This is a genomic window from Kitasatospora sp. NPDC087314 (genome assembly GCF_044744365.1).
In the GTDB taxonomy this organism is placed as follows: Bacteria; Actinomycetota; Actinomycetes; order Streptomycetales; family Streptomycetaceae; genus Kitasatospora.
In genome coordinates this window covers 164381-179720 of record NZ_JBIUYE010000009.1, presented here as the reverse complement: position 1 = coordinate 179720, position 15340 = coordinate 164381, and the positions used below count along the sequence as shown (strand labels likewise).

General features: G+C 70.5%; 15 protein-coding genes. 8 read left to right on the top strand and 7 right to left on the bottom strand.

The annotated features are described in order from the left end of the window. The first annotated feature begins 271 nt into the window (after positions 1-271). Positions 272-1219, top strand: a complete 948-nt coding sequence (locus tag ACIO5E_RS21100; RefSeq protein ID WP_400669943.1) for a heme o synthase — start codon at positions 272-274, stop codon at positions 1217-1219. A 79-nt stretch (positions 1220-1298) separates the two neighbouring features. Here ACIO5E_RS21100 and ACIO5E_RS21095 read toward each other — a convergent pair whose 3' ends face one another. Further along, positions 1299-1940, bottom strand: coding sequence for a DUF2461 domain-containing protein (locus ACIO5E_RS21095; RefSeq protein WP_400669940.1), 642 nt, complete (start codon positions 1938-1940; stop codon positions 1299-1301). 72 nt (positions 1941-2012) lie between these two features. On the opposite strand from ACIO5E_RS21095, the gene ACIO5E_RS21090 reads away from it, so the two are divergent. Further along, positions 2013-2351 (top strand): hypothetical protein, encoded by a 339-nt coding sequence (locus tag ACIO5E_RS21090; protein ID WP_063349518.1) that lies wholly within the window; start codon positions 2013-2015, stop codon positions 2349-2351. Between the two features lie 101 nt (positions 2352-2452). Further along, positions 2453-3640 (top strand): UDP-N-acetylglucosamine--N-acetylmuramyl-(pentapeptide) pyrophosphoryl-undecaprenol N-acetylglucosamine transferase, encoded by a 1188-nt coding sequence (locus tag ACIO5E_RS21085; protein ID WP_400669937.1) that lies wholly within the window; start codon positions 2453-2455, stop codon positions 3638-3640. Here the strand turns inward: ACIO5E_RS21085 and ACIO5E_RS21080 are convergent. From ACIO5E_RS21080 to ACIO5E_RS21070, 3 genes are all read right to left on the bottom strand, one after another. After that, a complete protein-coding gene (locus tag ACIO5E_RS21080) occupies positions 3637-4965 on the bottom strand; it encodes an aminotransferase class I/II-fold pyridoxal phosphate-dependent enzyme (RefSeq protein ID WP_400669935.1) in 1329 nt (442 codons plus the stop codon). The two genes, ACIO5E_RS21085 and ACIO5E_RS21080, sit on opposite strands and share 4 nt — an antisense overlap. A gap of 17 nt (positions 4966-4982) precedes the next feature. Further along, positions 4983-5957 carry an ATP-grasp domain-containing protein gene (locus ACIO5E_RS21075; RefSeq protein ID WP_400669933.1) on the bottom strand — a complete coding sequence of 325 codons (975 nt, stop codon included), beginning with the start codon at positions 5955-5957 and terminating at the stop codon, positions 4983-4985. A gap of 127 nt (positions 5958-6084) precedes the next feature. After that, positions 6085-6864: a GntR family transcriptional regulator gene (locus ACIO5E_RS21070; protein ID WP_400669930.1), complete on the bottom strand. Its 780-nt coding sequence runs from the start codon at positions 6862-6864 to the stop codon at positions 6085-6087. A gap of 17 nt (positions 6865-6881) precedes the next feature. Between ACIO5E_RS21070 and ACIO5E_RS21065 the strand changes: the two genes are divergently transcribed. Beyond that, positions 6882-7343 carry an NUDIX hydrolase gene (locus ACIO5E_RS21065; RefSeq protein ID WP_400670349.1) on the top strand — a complete coding sequence of 154 codons (462 nt, stop codon included), beginning with the start codon at positions 6882-6884 and terminating at the stop codon, positions 7341-7343. 223 nt (positions 7344-7566) lie between these two features. Here ACIO5E_RS21065 and ACIO5E_RS21060 read toward each other — a convergent pair whose 3' ends face one another. Then, positions 7567-8538 carry a heme A synthase gene (locus tag ACIO5E_RS21060; RefSeq protein WP_400669927.1) on the bottom strand — a complete coding sequence of 324 codons (972 nt, stop codon included), beginning with the start codon at positions 8536-8538 and terminating at the stop codon, positions 7567-7569. Positions 8539-8747: 209 nt separating this feature from the next. Between ACIO5E_RS21060 and ACIO5E_RS21055 the strand changes: the two genes are divergently transcribed. Further along, positions 8748-10100, top strand: a complete 1353-nt coding sequence (locus tag ACIO5E_RS21055; protein ID WP_400669925.1) for a choice-of-anchor A family protein — start codon at positions 8748-8750, stop codon at positions 10098-10100. 301 nt (positions 10101-10401) lie between these two features. Beyond that, positions 10402-11106, top strand: coding sequence for an LAETG motif-containing sortase-dependent surface protein (locus ACIO5E_RS21050; protein ID WP_400669922.1), 705 nt, complete (start codon positions 10402-10404; stop codon positions 11104-11106). A gap of 75 nt (positions 11107-11181) precedes the next feature. Here ACIO5E_RS21050 and ACIO5E_RS21045 read toward each other — a convergent pair whose 3' ends face one another. Beyond that, positions 11182-11901: an ABC transporter permease gene (locus tag ACIO5E_RS21045; RefSeq protein WP_400670347.1), complete on the bottom strand. Its 720-nt coding sequence runs from the start codon at positions 11899-11901 to the stop codon at positions 11182-11184. A 74-nt stretch (positions 11902-11975) separates the two neighbouring features. Continuing rightward, positions 11976-12902, bottom strand: a complete 927-nt coding sequence (locus ACIO5E_RS21040) for an ABC transporter ATP-binding protein (protein ID WP_400669919.1) — start codon at positions 12900-12902, stop codon at positions 11976-11978. Between the two features lie 164 nt (positions 12903-13066). On the opposite strand from ACIO5E_RS21040, the gene ACIO5E_RS21035 reads away from it, so the two are divergent. Together ACIO5E_RS21035 and sufB are read left to right on the top strand one after the other, a co-directional pair. Next, a complete protein-coding gene (locus tag ACIO5E_RS21035) occupies positions 13067-13909 on the top strand; it encodes a helix-turn-helix transcriptional regulator (protein WP_400669916.1) in 843 nt (280 codons plus the stop codon). A gap of 9 nt (positions 13910-13918) precedes the next feature. Further along, positions 13919-15334 (top strand): Fe-S cluster assembly protein SufB, encoded by a 1416-nt coding sequence (gene sufB / locus ACIO5E_RS21030; RefSeq protein WP_280678042.1) that lies wholly within the window; start codon positions 13919-13921, stop codon positions 15332-15334. The last annotated feature ends 6 nt before the right edge of the window (positions 15335-15340 follow it).

The window sequence follows — 15340 nt, the reverse complement described above, 5'->3', positions numbered from 1 at the left end:
CACGAGGGCGGTCTGCATGATTTTGCCCCAGCCTCTCCTGATTTACGGCACCCTGCCGCTCGGGTGGTCAGGACGGGGGAGCGCACGCGCGCCGGGGCGGTTTCGTCGCTTCACCCAGTCGGTTCACTCGGGGGTGTGCCATCGGCCTCGCCGAGGGACCCCGGAGCCGGATGGGATATATGGAGCGTCTAAGGTGGCGTGGTACGCGCAGAGCGGACGATTCGGGACCTTCGTTCCCGTGGACGCCTGCGAGGATTCATCTTCAGTTGGGGTGTTAGTGACCGCCGTCGAAACCCGTCCCGCCGGGGTCACCGGGGCGACTCCTGCGCACCGGCCCATCGGGGCCCGTGTCGGCGCCTTCGTCGCACTGACCAAGCCGCGGATCATCGAACTGCTGCTGATGAGCACGGTGCCGGTGATGTTCCTGGCCCAGCAGGGTGTCCCGAACATGCTGCTGGTGCTGAAGGTCGTGGTCGGCGGCTACCTCTCGGCGGGCGGCGCCAACGCCCTCAACATGTACATCGACCGCGACATCGACGCGGTGATGTCGCGGACCGAGCGGCGCCCGATCGTCACCGGGATGGTGTCGCCGCGCGAGGCGCTGGTGTTCGGCGTCGTCCTCGCGATCGTCTCGACCCTGTTGCTGGGCTTCGGCGTCAACTGGCTCTCCTCCGGACTGGCCCTCGGCGCGCTGCTGTTCTACGTGTTCGTCTACACGCTGGGGCTCAAGCGGCGCACCTCGCAGAACATCGTCTGGGGCGGCATCGCCGGCTGCATGCCGGTGCTGATCGGCTGGTCCTCGGTCACCAACTCGCTGTCCTGGGCGGCCGTGGCGCTGTTCCTGGTGGTGTTCTTCTGGACGCCGCCGCACACCTGGGTGCTCTCGATGAAGGTGCGCGAGGACTACGAGCGGGCCGGTGTGCCGATGCTGCCGGTGATCAAGGGCAACGTCGAGGTCGGCAAGCAGGTCGTCGTCTACTCCTGGGTGATGGTGGCGACCTCGCTGGCGGTGTGGCCGCTGGGGCACATGAGCTGGCTGTACGCCGTCGCCGCGGTGCTGCTCGGCGCGTTCTGGCTGCGCGAGGCGCACGCGCTGTACGCGCGGGCCAAGGCCGGGGTCGTGGGCGCGAAGCTGAAGGAGATGCGGCTGTTCCACTGGTCGATCACCTACCTGTCGCTGCTGTTCGTGGTGTGCGCGATCGACCCGTTCGTGAAGTAGAGGCTGACGCGAGAGAGCCCCGGTCCGGTGGACCGGGGCTCTCTCGCGTCCGGGGGCACTTTCGAGTCCTTGAACCGTCTCAGCGGGCGGGCAGTTCGGAGCGGCCGACGTGGCCGTCCAGCCAGTCCTTGAGTGGCTGGGAGGCGTGCAGGAAGGCGGTGATCCGGGTGTAGGCCGTCCGGGTGCCCAGCCACTTCGCGGGCGCCCACTCCTGCCAGGCCACCAGGCCCTTGTGGCGCAGCAGCTCGATCCTCGGGTGGTCCTTGGGGAAGCCGCGTGGGGCGGACTTGAGGGAGTCCCGGCCGAACACCTGGGGGCCGTCCTGCTCCACCGCGGCGATCACCCGCTCCAGCTCGGCGCCGCTGACGTCCTTGGCGACGGCGGCGCGGTAGCGCTCCAGCTGGTCCGGGGCGAGCCGGTACATGCCGTTGCCGCAGGCCAGGCCGTCGGCGGAGAGCTGGATGTAGCCGCCGGCCTCCAGGTGCGCGCCGATGTGCGTCTTGTACGGGGACTTGTCGGCGCTGAAGCGGATGTCGCGGTTCGGGCGGAAGATCTTCCCCGGCCCGAACTCGGGCTCCAGATCGGCGAGCAGCAGCTCCATCGGGGCCCGTACGGCGTCGTCGTACCGGTCCTTGTGGGCCTGCCAGAAGGTCTTCGAATTGTCGGCCTCCAGGTGCTCGTAGAAGTCGAACGCCTCGGCCGGCCAGCCGGAGAAGGTCACCCCTCCAGTATGTGGCCCGGTGCACAGGCCGCCCCCGTCGCCAGCGCCGCTACCGGTGGGTAGCATGCGGGCATGAGCAGCGCAGAGACCGCCACCGCCGCCGCGCCGGACGCCCGTACCGAGCGCCGCGCCAAGCGCATCGCCAAGCACCTCAGCAGCTTCGCCCGCCAGCACGGGGGCGGCGCCGACGCGGTCGTCGAGTACGTCGGCGCCGTGGCCACCCGGATCGTCGTGGTCGGCGCGGACGGCGCCTGGGGCGACCAGGTGGCCCCGAGCTACGCCGTCGGCCGCCGGGCCGCCGAGCTGGCCGGGCTGACCCTGCACGACGACTTCGAGGGCGAGCTGGCCCTCAAGGTGAAGACCGGCCCGTACGAGTGGAAGCGGATGGCTGGCATCCAGCTCGGCGGCTGAGGCCCCTGGGAACGCCGACGGCCCGGCTCCTCCGTTCGGGGGAGCCGGGCCGTCATGGTGTGCCCGGCGGCACGTGGCCCGGAGGCTGCTGTGTTCCAGGCGTGAACCGTGACGTCAGCGCTCTCGTCTCTCGTCTTGGCCGGCCTCTGCGGCTGATCGTCACGGGCGGCGGGACCGGCGGCCATACCTATCCGGCCCTCACCGCGATCCGTGCCCTGCGCTCGCGTCTCGCCGAGGCCGACGGCGCGCTGGACGTGCTGTGGATCGGCACTGCCACCGGCCTTGAGGCCAAGGTGACCGCCGCCGAGGACATTCCGTTCAGGACCGTCGCCACCGGGAAGATCCGGCGCTCCGCCAACCCGCTCAAGCTGGTGTCGCCCGCCAACGTCAAGGACATGGGCCGTGTCCCCCTGGGCGTCGCGCAGGCCCGCTCAGCGGTCGCCGAGTTCGCTCCGGACGTGGTGCTCGGCACGGGCGGCTACGTCGCGGTGCCGGTCGGGATGGCCGCCCGGTGTCACCGGCCGCTGGTCGTTCACGAGCAGACCGTCCGGCTCGGTCTGGGCAACCGGGCCCTGGCCCGGGTGGCGACGCGTGTCGCGGTCTCCTCCGAGTCGACGCTCCAGTTCCTGCCCGAAGCCGCCCGTGCCACCGCCGTGGTGACCGGCAACCCGGTACGCCCGGAGGTACTGACTGGCCAGGGCGACAAGGCTATTCAGGCGCTCGGGCTGTGGGGCTTCGACCGTTCCCTGCCTACCGTGTACGTGACCGGCGGAGCGCAGGGCTCCCAGCAGATCAACGAGCTGGTCAGCGAGATTCTGCCGTGGCTGCTCGGCCACGCCAACGTGGTCCACCAGTGCGGGCCCAGCCACGAAGCGCGGTTGCGGGAGCGGGCGGCGTCGCTTCCCGAGCACCTACGTGCCCGGTACCTGGTGACCGGCTTCGTCGGCCCGGAGCTGCCGGACGTGCTGGCCCTCGCGGACGTGGTCGTCTCCCGCAGCGGTGCGGGGACGCTGGCCGAGCTGACCACGCTGGGGCGGGCCGCGGTGTTCATCCCACTGGCGACGTCGGCCGGGAACGAGCAGGAGCACAACGCCCGTCACCTGTCGGATGCCGGAGCGGCGGTAGCCCTGATCGGCCGGGCCGCTCCGGACACCCTTCAGGACGCGATCGGGCCGCTCCTGACCGACCCGGCCCGCCGCGCGGACATCGCGCGGCGGGCCGCCGAGCACGGTCGGCCGGATGCTGCTGACCGTCTCGTGGACGTGCTGCTGTCGGTCGTGGACCGTTAGTTCTCCAGGTCCAGCAGGTGCCGGACGGCGCCGGCCTGGACGGTGTCCACGCACAGCAGGTAGGCCGGGTAGTCACTCTCCCAGGGGTCGGGCACGTCCTCGCCGCTGATGTACAGGTCGAGCTTTCCGGCGGCCGGGGTGCCGTCCGTCATGGTCTGGAGTTCGGCGAGGACGGCGCGGTCCATGGCCAGCACGGCGTCGGCCCAGTCGAGCATGCGGTGGTTGACCTTGACCGCGCGGTGGTCGCGGATGTCGTAGCCGGCGTCCTCGGCGGCCCGAATGGCGTTGCTGTGCGCCGGGGCACCGACGTGGCGCTCGCGCAGCCCGGCCGAACGGACCTCGACCTTCTCCCCGCCGAGGTGGGCGAGCACCGCGGCGGCAAGCGGCGAGCGGTTGTGGTTGCCCAGGCAGACCACGAGGACCACCACGCAGTTGAACGGCACGGTGTTCGCCACGTCCACGTCGACCAGGCGGGCGCCGTCCAGGCCGGCCAGTTCGGCCTGGTAGGTGCGCCACAGGTGCTGGCGGTGTGCGGCGGTCTGTGGGAAGTGCTTCAGCTGGGCGACGCCGATGGCGGCGTTCAGCTGGGACATGTCGAAGCGCATCCCGGGGCCCTGGACCTCGTAGGAGGTCAGGGAGGCGCGGGCGTCCTTGGACTGGACGATGCCGAACAGGCGCAGGCTGCGGAGGGTGTCGGCTTCCTCGCGGGTGCGGGGGATGATCGTGCCGCCCTGGCCGGTGGTGAGGTTCTTGATCGGGTCGTGCGAGAAGCAGGTCAGCACGGTGGGGTCGGCGCCGACCATGGTTCCGTCCGGGTGGCGGGAGCCGAAGGCGTGGGCGGCGTCTTCGATGATCTGGATGTCCCGGCTGGCCAGGTGGTCGCGGATCGGGGTGAGGTCCACGGCCCGGCCGCCGTAGAGCACGGGCATGACGGCCCGGGTGTTCGGGGTCAGGGCTTCCAGCACGGTGTCCGGGGTGACGGCCAGCGTGCGGGGATCGATCTCGGCGAAGCGGGGTGCGGCGCCGTTCCAGGTGATGGCCTGGACGCTGGCGCAGAAGGTGAGCGAGGGGAGGACGACGACGTCGCCGGGAACGATGCCGGTCGAGCGCACAGCGAGGTGCAGTGCCGTGGTGCCGGAGTTCACGGCGACGGTGTCGGTGACGCCGAGCAGGTCGGCCACGCCAGCCTCGAACTGGTCGGTGGCGGGGCCGTGTCCCCACTGGCCGCCGGGCAGGACGGCGGCCAGTGCGGCGGCTTCGGTGCCGTGCAGCAGCGGCGCGGCGTTGCGTTCGACGCCCGGGGGTCGCGTGGTGGTCGGGGTCAAGACCGGGTGCTCCTTCGTCAGAGCGCGCCGGGGATGGCACGGGGCTCGGTGGACATCACGGCGACGTACTTGGTGAGGAAGGTGCCGCTGCGGTAGGTGAGCCGCCGGTGGTCGACGGGCTGCCGGAAGAGGCCGTTCATGGCCTGGCGGACCAGGTCGGCTCCGGCTTCCTCGGCGAGCAGGAATCCGGCGGCGAGCCGGGAGTTGATCTCCGTGAGGACCACCCGTGGGTCGGCGCCTTCGGTGATGAAGCCCTGGACGTCCACCGGCCCGACGGCGCGGATCGCCCGGATCGCCTCGGTGACCCGCTTGGTGGCCTCCGGGTCGTCGATCGTGACGGCGACCATCGACATGCCGGCCTGGACCATCAGGCGCCGGCGCAGGATCGCGGAGGTGCGGCCGTTGTGGTCCGTCAGGCAGTCGGTGGTGAACTCCACGCCCCGGGCGCGCTGCTGGACGATAGGGGAGGGCGCCAGTTCGCACAGTACGCGGGCCTGCTCGCGGGTGCGGCAGAAGTGCACGTTCTTGGAGCCCTGGAGGTCGGCATGGACGACCTTCCCGAACGGGAGGGGCGTGACGCCCCAGCGGCCGTGAGCGAGCCGGTGGACCAACGCCAGACCCCGGCCGGACGTGGCGTCGGGTCCGGCCTGGACCATCACGGGCATCGAGCGGGAACCGTCACCGGCGAGGAGGCGGACGATCCGGTCGGTCGGGCGGCGGATGCCGACGAGCATGTGGGTCTGGCAGCAGGTCTCGACCGAGTTGGTGACCAACTCGCTGACGATGACGACGGCGTCGTCCACCAGCTCGTCCAGCCCCCATTCCCGCAGCTTCGCCGCGACGAACCGGCGGGTCACAGCCACCGACTCCGGCAGGTAGGGCAGCGGCAGCTCCGCTGCCGTTGACGCCGACATCGAGTTGGTGTCGAGAGTCGCACGACTCTCCGTCGAAGCGTGCTGCATGGGAACTTCCAGGATGTCGGCCTCGGACACGACCATCTCCTGGTGTTTCCATGCACTCATGTACATGAGTGACGAGTAGAAGAGTGCCCGACTCCTGTACATGAGTCGACCCGTCGCGGGAGGAATCTCGCGACGGGTCGAGGGAGTTGATCGCTAGTCAGTCATGTGCGGGGAAGCGATAGTCGAGAACGAACTGATCGGCGGCCATGACGGTGTCGCACACCTCCACCACGCGGCCATCCGCAGTGATGGCATCACGAACGAGATGGATCACTGGCGCACCGGGGCTCAGGGTGAGCGCTTTGGTTTCAGGCTTGGTCGCGAGTCGGGCCCGCACGGACTCGGTGAACTCGGCGAGGGAGCGGCCGTGTTCTTCGAGGCGGGCGTAGATGCCGCCGTCACCGGGGTTCTCGGCGAAGACTTCAGGGATGTCCTTGACCACGTCCCACGGCAGGTATGACGTGGCCTCCTCGGTGGGCACCCCATCTCGGAAGTACCGGCGTTTGCGGGCCAGTACCTGGGTGCCGGCGGGAAGACCCAAGCGATCGGCGATCTCGGGAGGTGCTGCTGTGGGGCCCACGAACAGCACGGTCACGGACGGGATGCCGCCGGAGGTCTCCGCCTCTGCGAGGTACGCGGCCTTGCCGGCTTTGCGATGGGCGCGGCGGAATCGGTCCGCAGACTTGCGCTGAACCGGTGGGCGGGAGCGGACGAATGAGCCTCGACCATGGTGCGTCTCGATGAGCTGAGTTGTTCGGAGTTCGGCGATGGCCTTGCGAACCGTCCCGGATGCGACTCCGTATCGCTGCATGAGCTCGGCCTCGCTGGGCACGGTCGCACCGGGAGCGAGAGCGCCCGACTTGATCTGTGCGGCAAGATCAGCTGCGATCTGCAGGTACTTCGCCGTGGCCGACGAGGCCACCTCACTACTCGCCATAGTCCTTCAGGGCTCCTATTCTCCTGCACATGAGTAACAGTGCCGGGAAGTTCCAGTCAACGCCGCTCCACTCGGTGTCCGTCGCCGGGGTGGTGGTGCGGGAGGACGGTCGGGTACTGGCGATTCGCCGGGCCGACAACGGGACTTGGGAACCCCCGGGTGGCGTGCTGGAGCTGGGTGAAGCCATTGAGGACGGCGTCCGACGCGAGGTCTACGAGGAGACCGGGATCAAGGTCGGCATGGAACGGCTGACCGGCGTGTACAAGAACGTAAGTCGAGGGATCGTCGCCCTCGTTTTCCGCTGCACACCGGAGGGCGGTGCCGAGCGGCCTTCGGATGAGTCGGTCGAGGTCGACTGGCTCACGCCGGCCGAGGTCTCCGACCGCATGGCCGAGGTCTACGCCGTACGCGTCCTGGACGCGCTTCGGGGCGATACAACACCGAGTATCCGAACCCACGACGGCCGACACGTACTGTGACAAGGAAGGTCCCCCTTGGGGGTGGGTGAACAAGCGGCAGTCGTTTGCCCAGGTGCCGCTCGGTTAGTCGAAGTAAACGACCATGTTGGAGCTGATCATCGATGGACGCGACCCGGAGCCGCCGTTTCACGTTGCGATAGCCCTTCGGCCGATGTGACTCCTTGGCGTACGGCGAAGGCCCCCATCGCGGGATGGGGGCCTTCGCCGTACGTCGGGCCTGTGTTCAGACGGTGGCAGCTTGTGGGGTCTGCGCGGGCAGCTGCTCGGGGGGTGCTTCGGTCTCCCGTACGCGCAGGGCGAGCGGGATGCGCAGGGCGGCGATCCAGGTCAGCGCGGCGAACAGCATGTGGATGCCGACCATCAGCTCGGGGGCGTCGGTGAAGTACTGGATGAAGCCGAGCACGCCCTGCAGTAGCAGGACGGCGAGTAGTTCCTTGGCCCGGGCGCGGGCGGGCTGCGGGGCCTTGACGGCGGCGAAGACGAAGATCACCGCGATGGCCAGGCCGACCGAGACGAAGGCGAAGTCGGCGTGGAACTGGGCGAGGCGGTCGTAGTCGATCGGGATCCGCGGGACGATCTTGTTGTCCTTGGGGGTGCCCGGGTGGTGGCCGGCGCCGGTCACCAGGGTGCCGGCCGCGACCAGCAGGCCGATCACGGTGACCAGGACGTACGAGAGCTGGTGGATCGGTCGGGCCACGGAGAGCTTGGCCGGGCCGTCGCCCTCCTTGCTGCGCTCCCACATCAGCAGCGCTACCCAGACCAGGGCCATCGCGGCGACCATGTGCAGCGCGACGGTGTACGGGTTGAGGCCGGTCAGCACGGTGATGCCGCCGAGCACGGCGTTGCTCATCACCAGCCAGAACTGCGCCCAGCCGAGCTTGGTCATGCTGCGCCGCCACGGACGGTGGCAGCGGGCGGCCAGGATCGCCCAGCCGACGGCGGCGCTCAGCACGTAGGTGAGCATCCGGTTGGTGAACTCGATGACGCCGTGGAAGCCCATCTCGGCCGTGGGCGTCAGGCTTTCGTCGGTGCAGCGGGGCCAGGTGGTACAGCCGAGGCCGGAGGCGGTGAGGCGGACGGCGCCGCCGGTGACGACGATCACCACGCTCATCACCAGCGCGGCGAACGCGGCGCGCCGGACCATCGCGGCGGACGGCTGCCAGCGGTCGGCGAGCAGGGAGAAGGGGTTAGGCACGGGGTCAATCGTAGGCGCCCTTACAGCCGATCTTGGGGCGGGGCGCGGGCGCGACGGTTACCCGGGATCGGGTGGGCGCAAACCGGACTGTTCGGGCAAGGCGGTCAATGGTCTTGACCAATCACCCGCTCGGCCGAAAGAGTGCGGATTGGTCCATACCTTTTTCGGGCCTCTCCCACTCCTCCCGCACGTAAGCGGAGATCCTGCACATGCGCATATCCACGTCCGCCGCCGCGCTCGCAGTCGGCGGCTCGCTCGCACTGGCCGGCCTGATCGCCCCCACCGCCCACGCCGCCGACCCCGGCCAGGAGTGCCGCAGCCTCGGGGTCGCCAACCTCTACGGCGAGTTCATCGAGGGCGACGACACCCACACCCCAGACGCCGAGGGCGCTGTCGCGGTGGGCGGGAACGCCGACTTCACCGGCGGCTTCTCGGTCGGCCAGGAACTGACCGCCGACCAGGTCGCGGCGCTGCCCGGCCACAACGCCCTGGTCGTGGCCGGCCGCATCGCCGGCCACAACACCCAGGTGATGAAGGGCAACGGCGTCTACGGCGGCAAGGCCGAGGGCGCGGTCGTCCAGGCCCACCAGGGCGCCGTCGCCCAGGGCCCCTCGCCGATCGACTTCAAGGCCGAGTTCGCCAAGCTGCGCGCCGCCTCCACCGCGCTGGCCGCCGCGCCGCAGACCGCCGGTGCCGGCGTCCAGGCCGAGGGCGCCAAGCTGACGTTCACCGGCGGGGACGCGAAGTACAACAGCTTCACCGTCGACGCCGCGAAGCTGCAGGGCGCCAAGGACGTCTACCTCAAGGTGCCGGCCGGCTCGGTCACCGTGGTCAACGTGACCGGCGGCTCCTATGACATGGCGGCGGCCGGGACCACCGGCTTCCACCTGTGGGACGAGGGCAAGGCGTCGTTCGTCCTGGACGACAAGCTGCAGAGCGCGGCGGGCGGGGCGATCCGGGCCAAGCTGCTCTGGAACTTCTCGACCGCGACCAAGGTGGTCAAGAACGGCGCCGCCGCCTGGGCCGGCACCGTGCTGGCGCCGAACGCCGCCTTCGACCTCGGCAGCGGCGGCCCGGTCAACGGCTCGGTGATCGCCGCCTCGCTGACCGGAAAGGGTGGCGCGGAAACGCACCACTACCCCTTCACCGGGTGCCTGCCGGCCGTCGTCCCGACGCCGTCCGCCACGTCCACCGTGCCGCCGGTGCTGCCGAGCGGCACGCCGTCGGCCTCCATCACGCCCACCACGCCCGGGACGCCCGGCGCCTCGGCCACCCCCGGGACCTCGGCGAGCCCCTCGGCCACGCCGTCCGCCTCGGGGAGTGGCAAGCCCGGCACGGGTGCCTCCGCCAGTCCGTCGGCCACCGGCTCGGCGGGTGTGCCGGCCGCCTCCGCCTCCGCCTCGCCCTCGGCGAGCCCGTCCGCCCAGGTGAACGCGGGCGGCAACCTCGCGCACACCGGCTCCGGGCCCGTGGTGCCGCTGGCGATCGGCGGCGCGGTGGTGCTCGCGGCCGGTGGCGCGATCGTGGTCGCTGTCCGGCGTCGGGCGGTCCGGAAGGCCTGACGGTTTCGCCGGTCGACCGGTGCTGCGCCCTCGGTGATTGAACCTGATCGCCGGGGGCGCACGTTTTTCAGTCAGGTGACGAAGTTCATTCAAGTTTGCCGAATCCGCGTTCTGCGAGGTGGCGGCTGTGATGGGCTGGTCATACACATCAGGCGACGGACCAACAGACGAAATCCGGTCGTGCGGCGGGGTGTGGAGAGGTGCGGGAGTGCCGGTAGAGTCCCCCGGACAGTCGTAGCGGGCCACCGCGAAACCTTCAACACGCCTGCTGCGCAAGACCATTCGAAGGGGAACAGCGTAAATGGCGCGACAGCAGCGGCACATGCGGATCGGCGCGGCGGCACTCGCCGGGACGGCGGCGGCCGGAATTCTCCTGCCTCTGGCGCTGGCAACCAACGCCTCGGCGCACGTGCCGAGTTGGTCGGTGACCTGCGACAAGATCGTGATCGATCTGATCAACTACAGCCCCAAGCCTGACGTGAAGAACACCGTCAGCCTCACCATCGACGGCGAGAAGGTCCTGGACGCCAAGGCCTTCCCCGCGGAGTTCCACGGCACCTTCCCGGTGAAGGACCACACGGCCCCGATCAAGGCGAACCTCGTGGTGAACACCACGGAGAACCCCAACGAAAAGGGCTGGAACATCAACGAGACCAAGGCGATCGAGCCGTGCCACACGCCGACTCCGACGCCCACTCCCACCCCGACGCCCACCCCGACTCCGACCCCGACTTCGACGCCCACCCCCACCCCGACCCCGACCCCGTCGCGGACCGTGACGCCGACTCCGACCCCGTCGGCCACCCCGACCCCGTCGGCCTCGCCCACCGCGAGCAAGACCGCGACCCCGACCCCGGTCCCGTCGCCCACCAGCAGCGGCCCGGCGCTCGCCCAGACCGGTAGCAGCGACGCCACCCCGATGATCGCGGCGGCCGGCGGCGGCGTGCTGCTGGTCGGCGGCGCGCTCGTCCTGCTGGCCCGCAAGCGCCGGGGAAACCAGAGCTGACGTTCCGTGGCACACGCGAACCGCCCCCCGGCCGAAGTGGCCGGGGGGCGGTTCGCGTTACGGGGGCTGGGAGGCCTACTCCCAGCGGAAGAAGCGGGCTGCGGCGGCCAGGCCGAGGACGGCCCAGCCGGCCAGGATGCCGAGGTCCGACCAGGGCACCGAGGCCCCGTGCTGCAGGACCGACCGCAGGCCGTCCGAGAGGGCGGAGATCGGCAGCAGCTCCAGCGCCGACTGCACCGCCGAGGGGAACCTGCTCAGCGGCACGATCACGCCGCCGGCCAGCAGCAGCAGGATGAACACCAGGTTCGCGGCGGCCAGGGTGGCCTCCGCCTTGAGCGTGCCGGCCATCAGCAGGCCGAGCCCGGAGAAGGCGGCGGTGCCGAGGACCAGCAGCGCGGCGACCGTCAGCGGGTTGCCCTGCGGGGACCAGCCGAGCGCCAGCGCGATCACCGACAGCAGCGCGACCTGCAGCGCCTCGGTGACCAGCACGCAGCCGGTCTTGGCGGTCAGCAGCGTCCAGCGCGGGAGCGGGCTGGCGCCGAGCCGCTTCAGCACGCCGTAGCGGCGCTCGAAGCCGGTGGCGATGGCCTGCCCGGTGAAGGCGGTGGACATCACGGCCAGCGCGAGCAGGCCGGGGGCCAGGAAGTCGACCCGCTTGCCCGGGCCCTCGACCGCGACGATGTCCACGGCCGAGAACAGCACCAGCAGCACGGTCGGGATGACCACGGTGAGCAGCAGCTGCTCACCGTTGCGCAGCAGCATCCTGGTCTCGAAGGCGGTCTGGGCGAGCAGCATCCGGCCGACCGGGGCGGCGCCCGGCTCGGGGGTGTAGTCGGTGGCGTCCGGCTCGGGCGCGTAGTCGGTGGTACTCACGAGCGCAGGTCCCGTCCGGTCAGGTCGAGGAAGACGTCTTCGAGGCTGCGGCGCCGCACGGACAGCCGTTCGGGCAGGATGCCGGAGGCCGCGCACCAGCCGGTGACGGTGGCCACCAGCTGCGGGTCGACGGGCGCCTCGATGCGGTAGCCGCCGGGGGAGGTCTCGGCGGCGGTGGCGCCCTCGGGCAGCTCCATGAGCAGCGGGCCGAGGTCGAGCCCGGGCGGGCCGTCGAAGCACAGGGCGTTCTCGGCGCCGCCGCGGCACAGCTCCTCGGGGCTGCCGGTCGCGATCACCCGGCCCCGGTCGACGATGGCGACCTGGTCGGCGAGCTGTTCGGCCTCGTCCATGTGGTGGGTGGTGACGACCACCGTGACGCCGTCCCGGCGCAGGTCGCGGACCAGCTCCCAGGTCGCCCGCCGGGCCTGCGGGTCGAGGCCGGCGGTGGGCTCGTCCAGGAAGACCAGCTCGGGGCGGCCGACCACGGCCATGGCCAGGGCGAGCCGCTGCTGCTGGCCGCCGGACAACCGTCGGTAGGTGGTGCGGCCGCAGGAGCCGAGGCCGAGTCGTTCGACCAGCGCGTCGACGTTCAGCGGGTGGGCGTGCAGCCGGGCGGTGTGGCGCAGCATCTCGACGGCGCGCGCGCCCGCGTACACGCCGCCGGACTGCAGCATGACGCCGATCCGGGGGCGCAGCGCGGCGTTCTGGGCGACCGGGTCGAGGCCGAGGACGCGGACGGTGCCGGCGTCGGGGCGGCGGTAGCCCTCGCAGGTCTCGATGGTGGTGGTCTTGCCGGCGCCGTTGGGGCCGAGGACGGCGGTGATCGCGCCGCGTGCGATGGTGAGGTCGAGGCCGTCCACCGCGGGCTTGTCGCCGTAGCGCTTGACCAGCCCGGCGATCTTCACCGCGGGTTCGGAGTGCATACCGGCGAGTCTAAGAGGGGCGAACGCCCGGCCCGGACGGCGGCCTCGGTGATCGTTTCCGCAGGTCAGGTAAGGCTTGCCTGCGTGACAGATGACACGAGTGAGGCCTGCATCACGGCTTGTCCTGTCGGAAGTAATTACGCAACACTGGTGTTGTGAAAAACATGCGCGAGCACGCCACGGACCAGGAGGCCGAGTCGGCCCCCGGTTGTGACGTGCCCGTGACGGCGGCCGAGGTGCTGCTGGAGGGCCACCGGGCCACCCGGGACCGGGTCGCCCGGTCGATCCTCGACCACGGCCCCTCCTCCGCCGCCGACCTGGCGAGCCGGCTCGGCCTCACCGCCGCCGCCGTCCGCCGCCACCTCGACGGGCTGGCCGCCGCAGGCCTGGTCGAGTCCCGTGAACAGCGGGTCTACGGCAGCCGCGGCCGGGGCCGTCCGGCCAAGGTCTTCGCCCTCACCGACGGCGGCCGGGACGCCTTCTACCAGGCGTACGACCAGCTCGCCGCCGATGCGCTGCGCTGGATCTCCGACTCGGTCGGCGGCGGCAAGGCGGGCGAGGAGGCGGTCGCCGCCTTCGCCCGGGCCCGGTTCGGCAAGCAGGGCGAGAAGTACCTGGAAATCCTGCGGCTGGCCGAGGCGGGGGAGCGCACCGAGGCGCTCGCCCAGGCGCTGAGCGCCGACGGGTACGCTGCCACGGTGCGGCGGGTCCCGCCGGCCGTGGCGAAGGCCCCGGCAGGCGCCCAGCTCTGCCAGCACCACTGCCCGGTCGCGCACATCGCCGAGCAGTTCCCCCAGCTCTGCGAGGCGGAGACCGAGGTCTTCTCGCAACTCCTGGGCACCCATGTGCAACGGCTGGCCACCATCGCCCACGGCGACGGGGTCTGCACGACCTATGTGCCGGCACCCGGTGCCGCATCGTCGCCTGCCCGGCGCCCCGCCGGCCAGGGCTCCGATGCAGTGCCGACTGCCGGTACGTCCACCGAAGATTCAGCGTCCGCGCGTTAGGAAGCTCGCATGACTGACACCGTTTCGCACCCGGAGCTCGAAGGCCTGGGCACCTACGAGTACGGCTGGGCGGACCCGGACACCGCCGGTGCCACCGCCAAGCGCGGGCTCAGCGAAGACGTCGTCCGCGACATCTCCGCGAAGAAGAGCGAGTCCGAGTGGATGCTCAACCTGCGTCTCAAGGGCCTGAAGCTGTTCGGCAAGAAGCCCATGCCGACCTGGGGCTCGGACCTCTCGGGCATCGACTTCGACAACATCAAGTACTTCGTCCGGTCGACCGAGAAGCAGGCCGAGTCCTGGGAGGACCTGCCCGCCGACATCAAGGCGACGTACGACAAGCTCGGCATCCCGGAGGCGGAGAAGCAGCGCCTGGTCGCCGGTGTCGCGGCGCAGTACGAGTCCGAGGTGGTCTACCACCAGATCCGCGAGGACCTGGAGCAGCAGGGTGTCATCTTCCTGGACACCGACACCGCGCTGCGTGAGCACCCGGAGATCTTCAAGGAGTACTTCGGCACCGTCATCCCGGCCGGTGACAACAAGTTCGCCGCGCTGAACACCGCCGTGTGGTCCGGCGGCTCGTTCATCTACGTGCCGAAGGGTGTCCACGTCGACATCCCGCTCCAGGCCTACTTCCGGATCAACACCGAGAACATGGGCCAGTTCGAGCGGACGCTGATCATCGTCGACGAGGACGCCTACGTCCACTACGTCGAGGGCTGCACCGCGCCGATCTACTCCTCCGACTCGCTGCACTCCGCGGTCGTGGAGATCATCGTGAAGAAGGGCGGCCGCTGCCGCTACACGACCATCCAGAACTGGTCGAACAACGTCTACAACCTGGTCACCAAGCGCGCCGTGGCGTACGAGGGCGCGACCATGGAGTGGGTCGACGGCAACATCGGCTCCAAGGTGACCATGAAGTACCCGGCCGTCTACCTGATGGGCGAGCACGCCAAGGGCGAGACCCTGTCGATCGCCTTCGCCGGCGAGGGCCAGCACCAGGACGCCGGCGCCAAGATGGTGCACATGGCGCCGAACACCTCCTCCAACATCGTCTCCAAGTCGGTGGCGCGAGGCGGCGGCCGCACCTCCTACCGCGGTCTGATCGAGATCGGCGAGGGCTCCAAGGGCGCCAAGTCCAACGTGCTCTGCGACGCCCTGCTGGTCGACACCATCTCCCGCTCGGACACCTACCCGTACGTGGACGTCCGCGAGGACGACGTGTCGATGGGTCACGAGGCGACGGTCTCCAAGGTCAGCGAGGACCAGCTCTTCTACCTGATGAGCCGGGGCATGACCGAGTTCGAGGCGATGGCGATGATCGTCCGCGGCTTCGTCGAGCCGATCGCGCGCGAGCTGCCGATGGAGTACGCGCTGGAGCTGAACCGGCTGATCGAGCTGCAGATGGAGGGCTCCGTCGGCTGACGAACG

What these genes read in the sequence shown, in the direction of transcription:
- ACIO5E_RS21090 (WP_063349518.1), top strand. Translation starts at nt 2,013, where the DNA reads ATGAGCAGCGCAGAGACCGCCACCGCCGCCGCGCCGGACGCCCGTACC.
- ACIO5E_RS21070 (WP_400669930.1), bottom strand. Translation starts at nt 6,864, where the DNA reads ATGGCGAGTAGTGAGGTGGCCTCGTCGGCCACGGCGAAGTACCTGCAG.
- ACIO5E_RS21055 (WP_400669925.1), top strand. Translation starts at nt 8,748, where the DNA reads ATGCGCATATCCACGTCCGCCGCCGCGCTCGCAGTCGGCGGCTCGCTC.
- ACIO5E_RS21050 (WP_400669922.1), top strand. Translation starts at nt 10,402, where the DNA reads ATGGCGCGACAGCAGCGGCACATGCGGATCGGCGCGGCGGCACTCGCC.
- ACIO5E_RS21045 (WP_400670347.1), bottom strand. Translation starts at nt 11,901, where the DNA reads ATGCTGCTCGCCCAGACCGCCTTCGAGACCAGGATGCTGCTGCGCAAC.
- ACIO5E_RS21040 (WP_400669919.1), bottom strand. Translation starts at nt 12,902, where the DNA reads ATGCACTCCGAACCCGCGGTGAAGATCGCCGGGCTGGTCAAGCGCTAC.
- ACIO5E_RS21035 (WP_400669916.1), top strand. Translation starts at nt 13,067, where the DNA reads ATGCGCGAGCACGCCACGGACCAGGAGGCCGAGTCGGCCCCCGGTTGT.
- sufB (WP_280678042.1), top strand. Translation starts at nt 13,919, where the DNA reads ATGACTGACACCGTTTCGCACCCGGAGCTCGAAGGCCTGGGCACCTAC.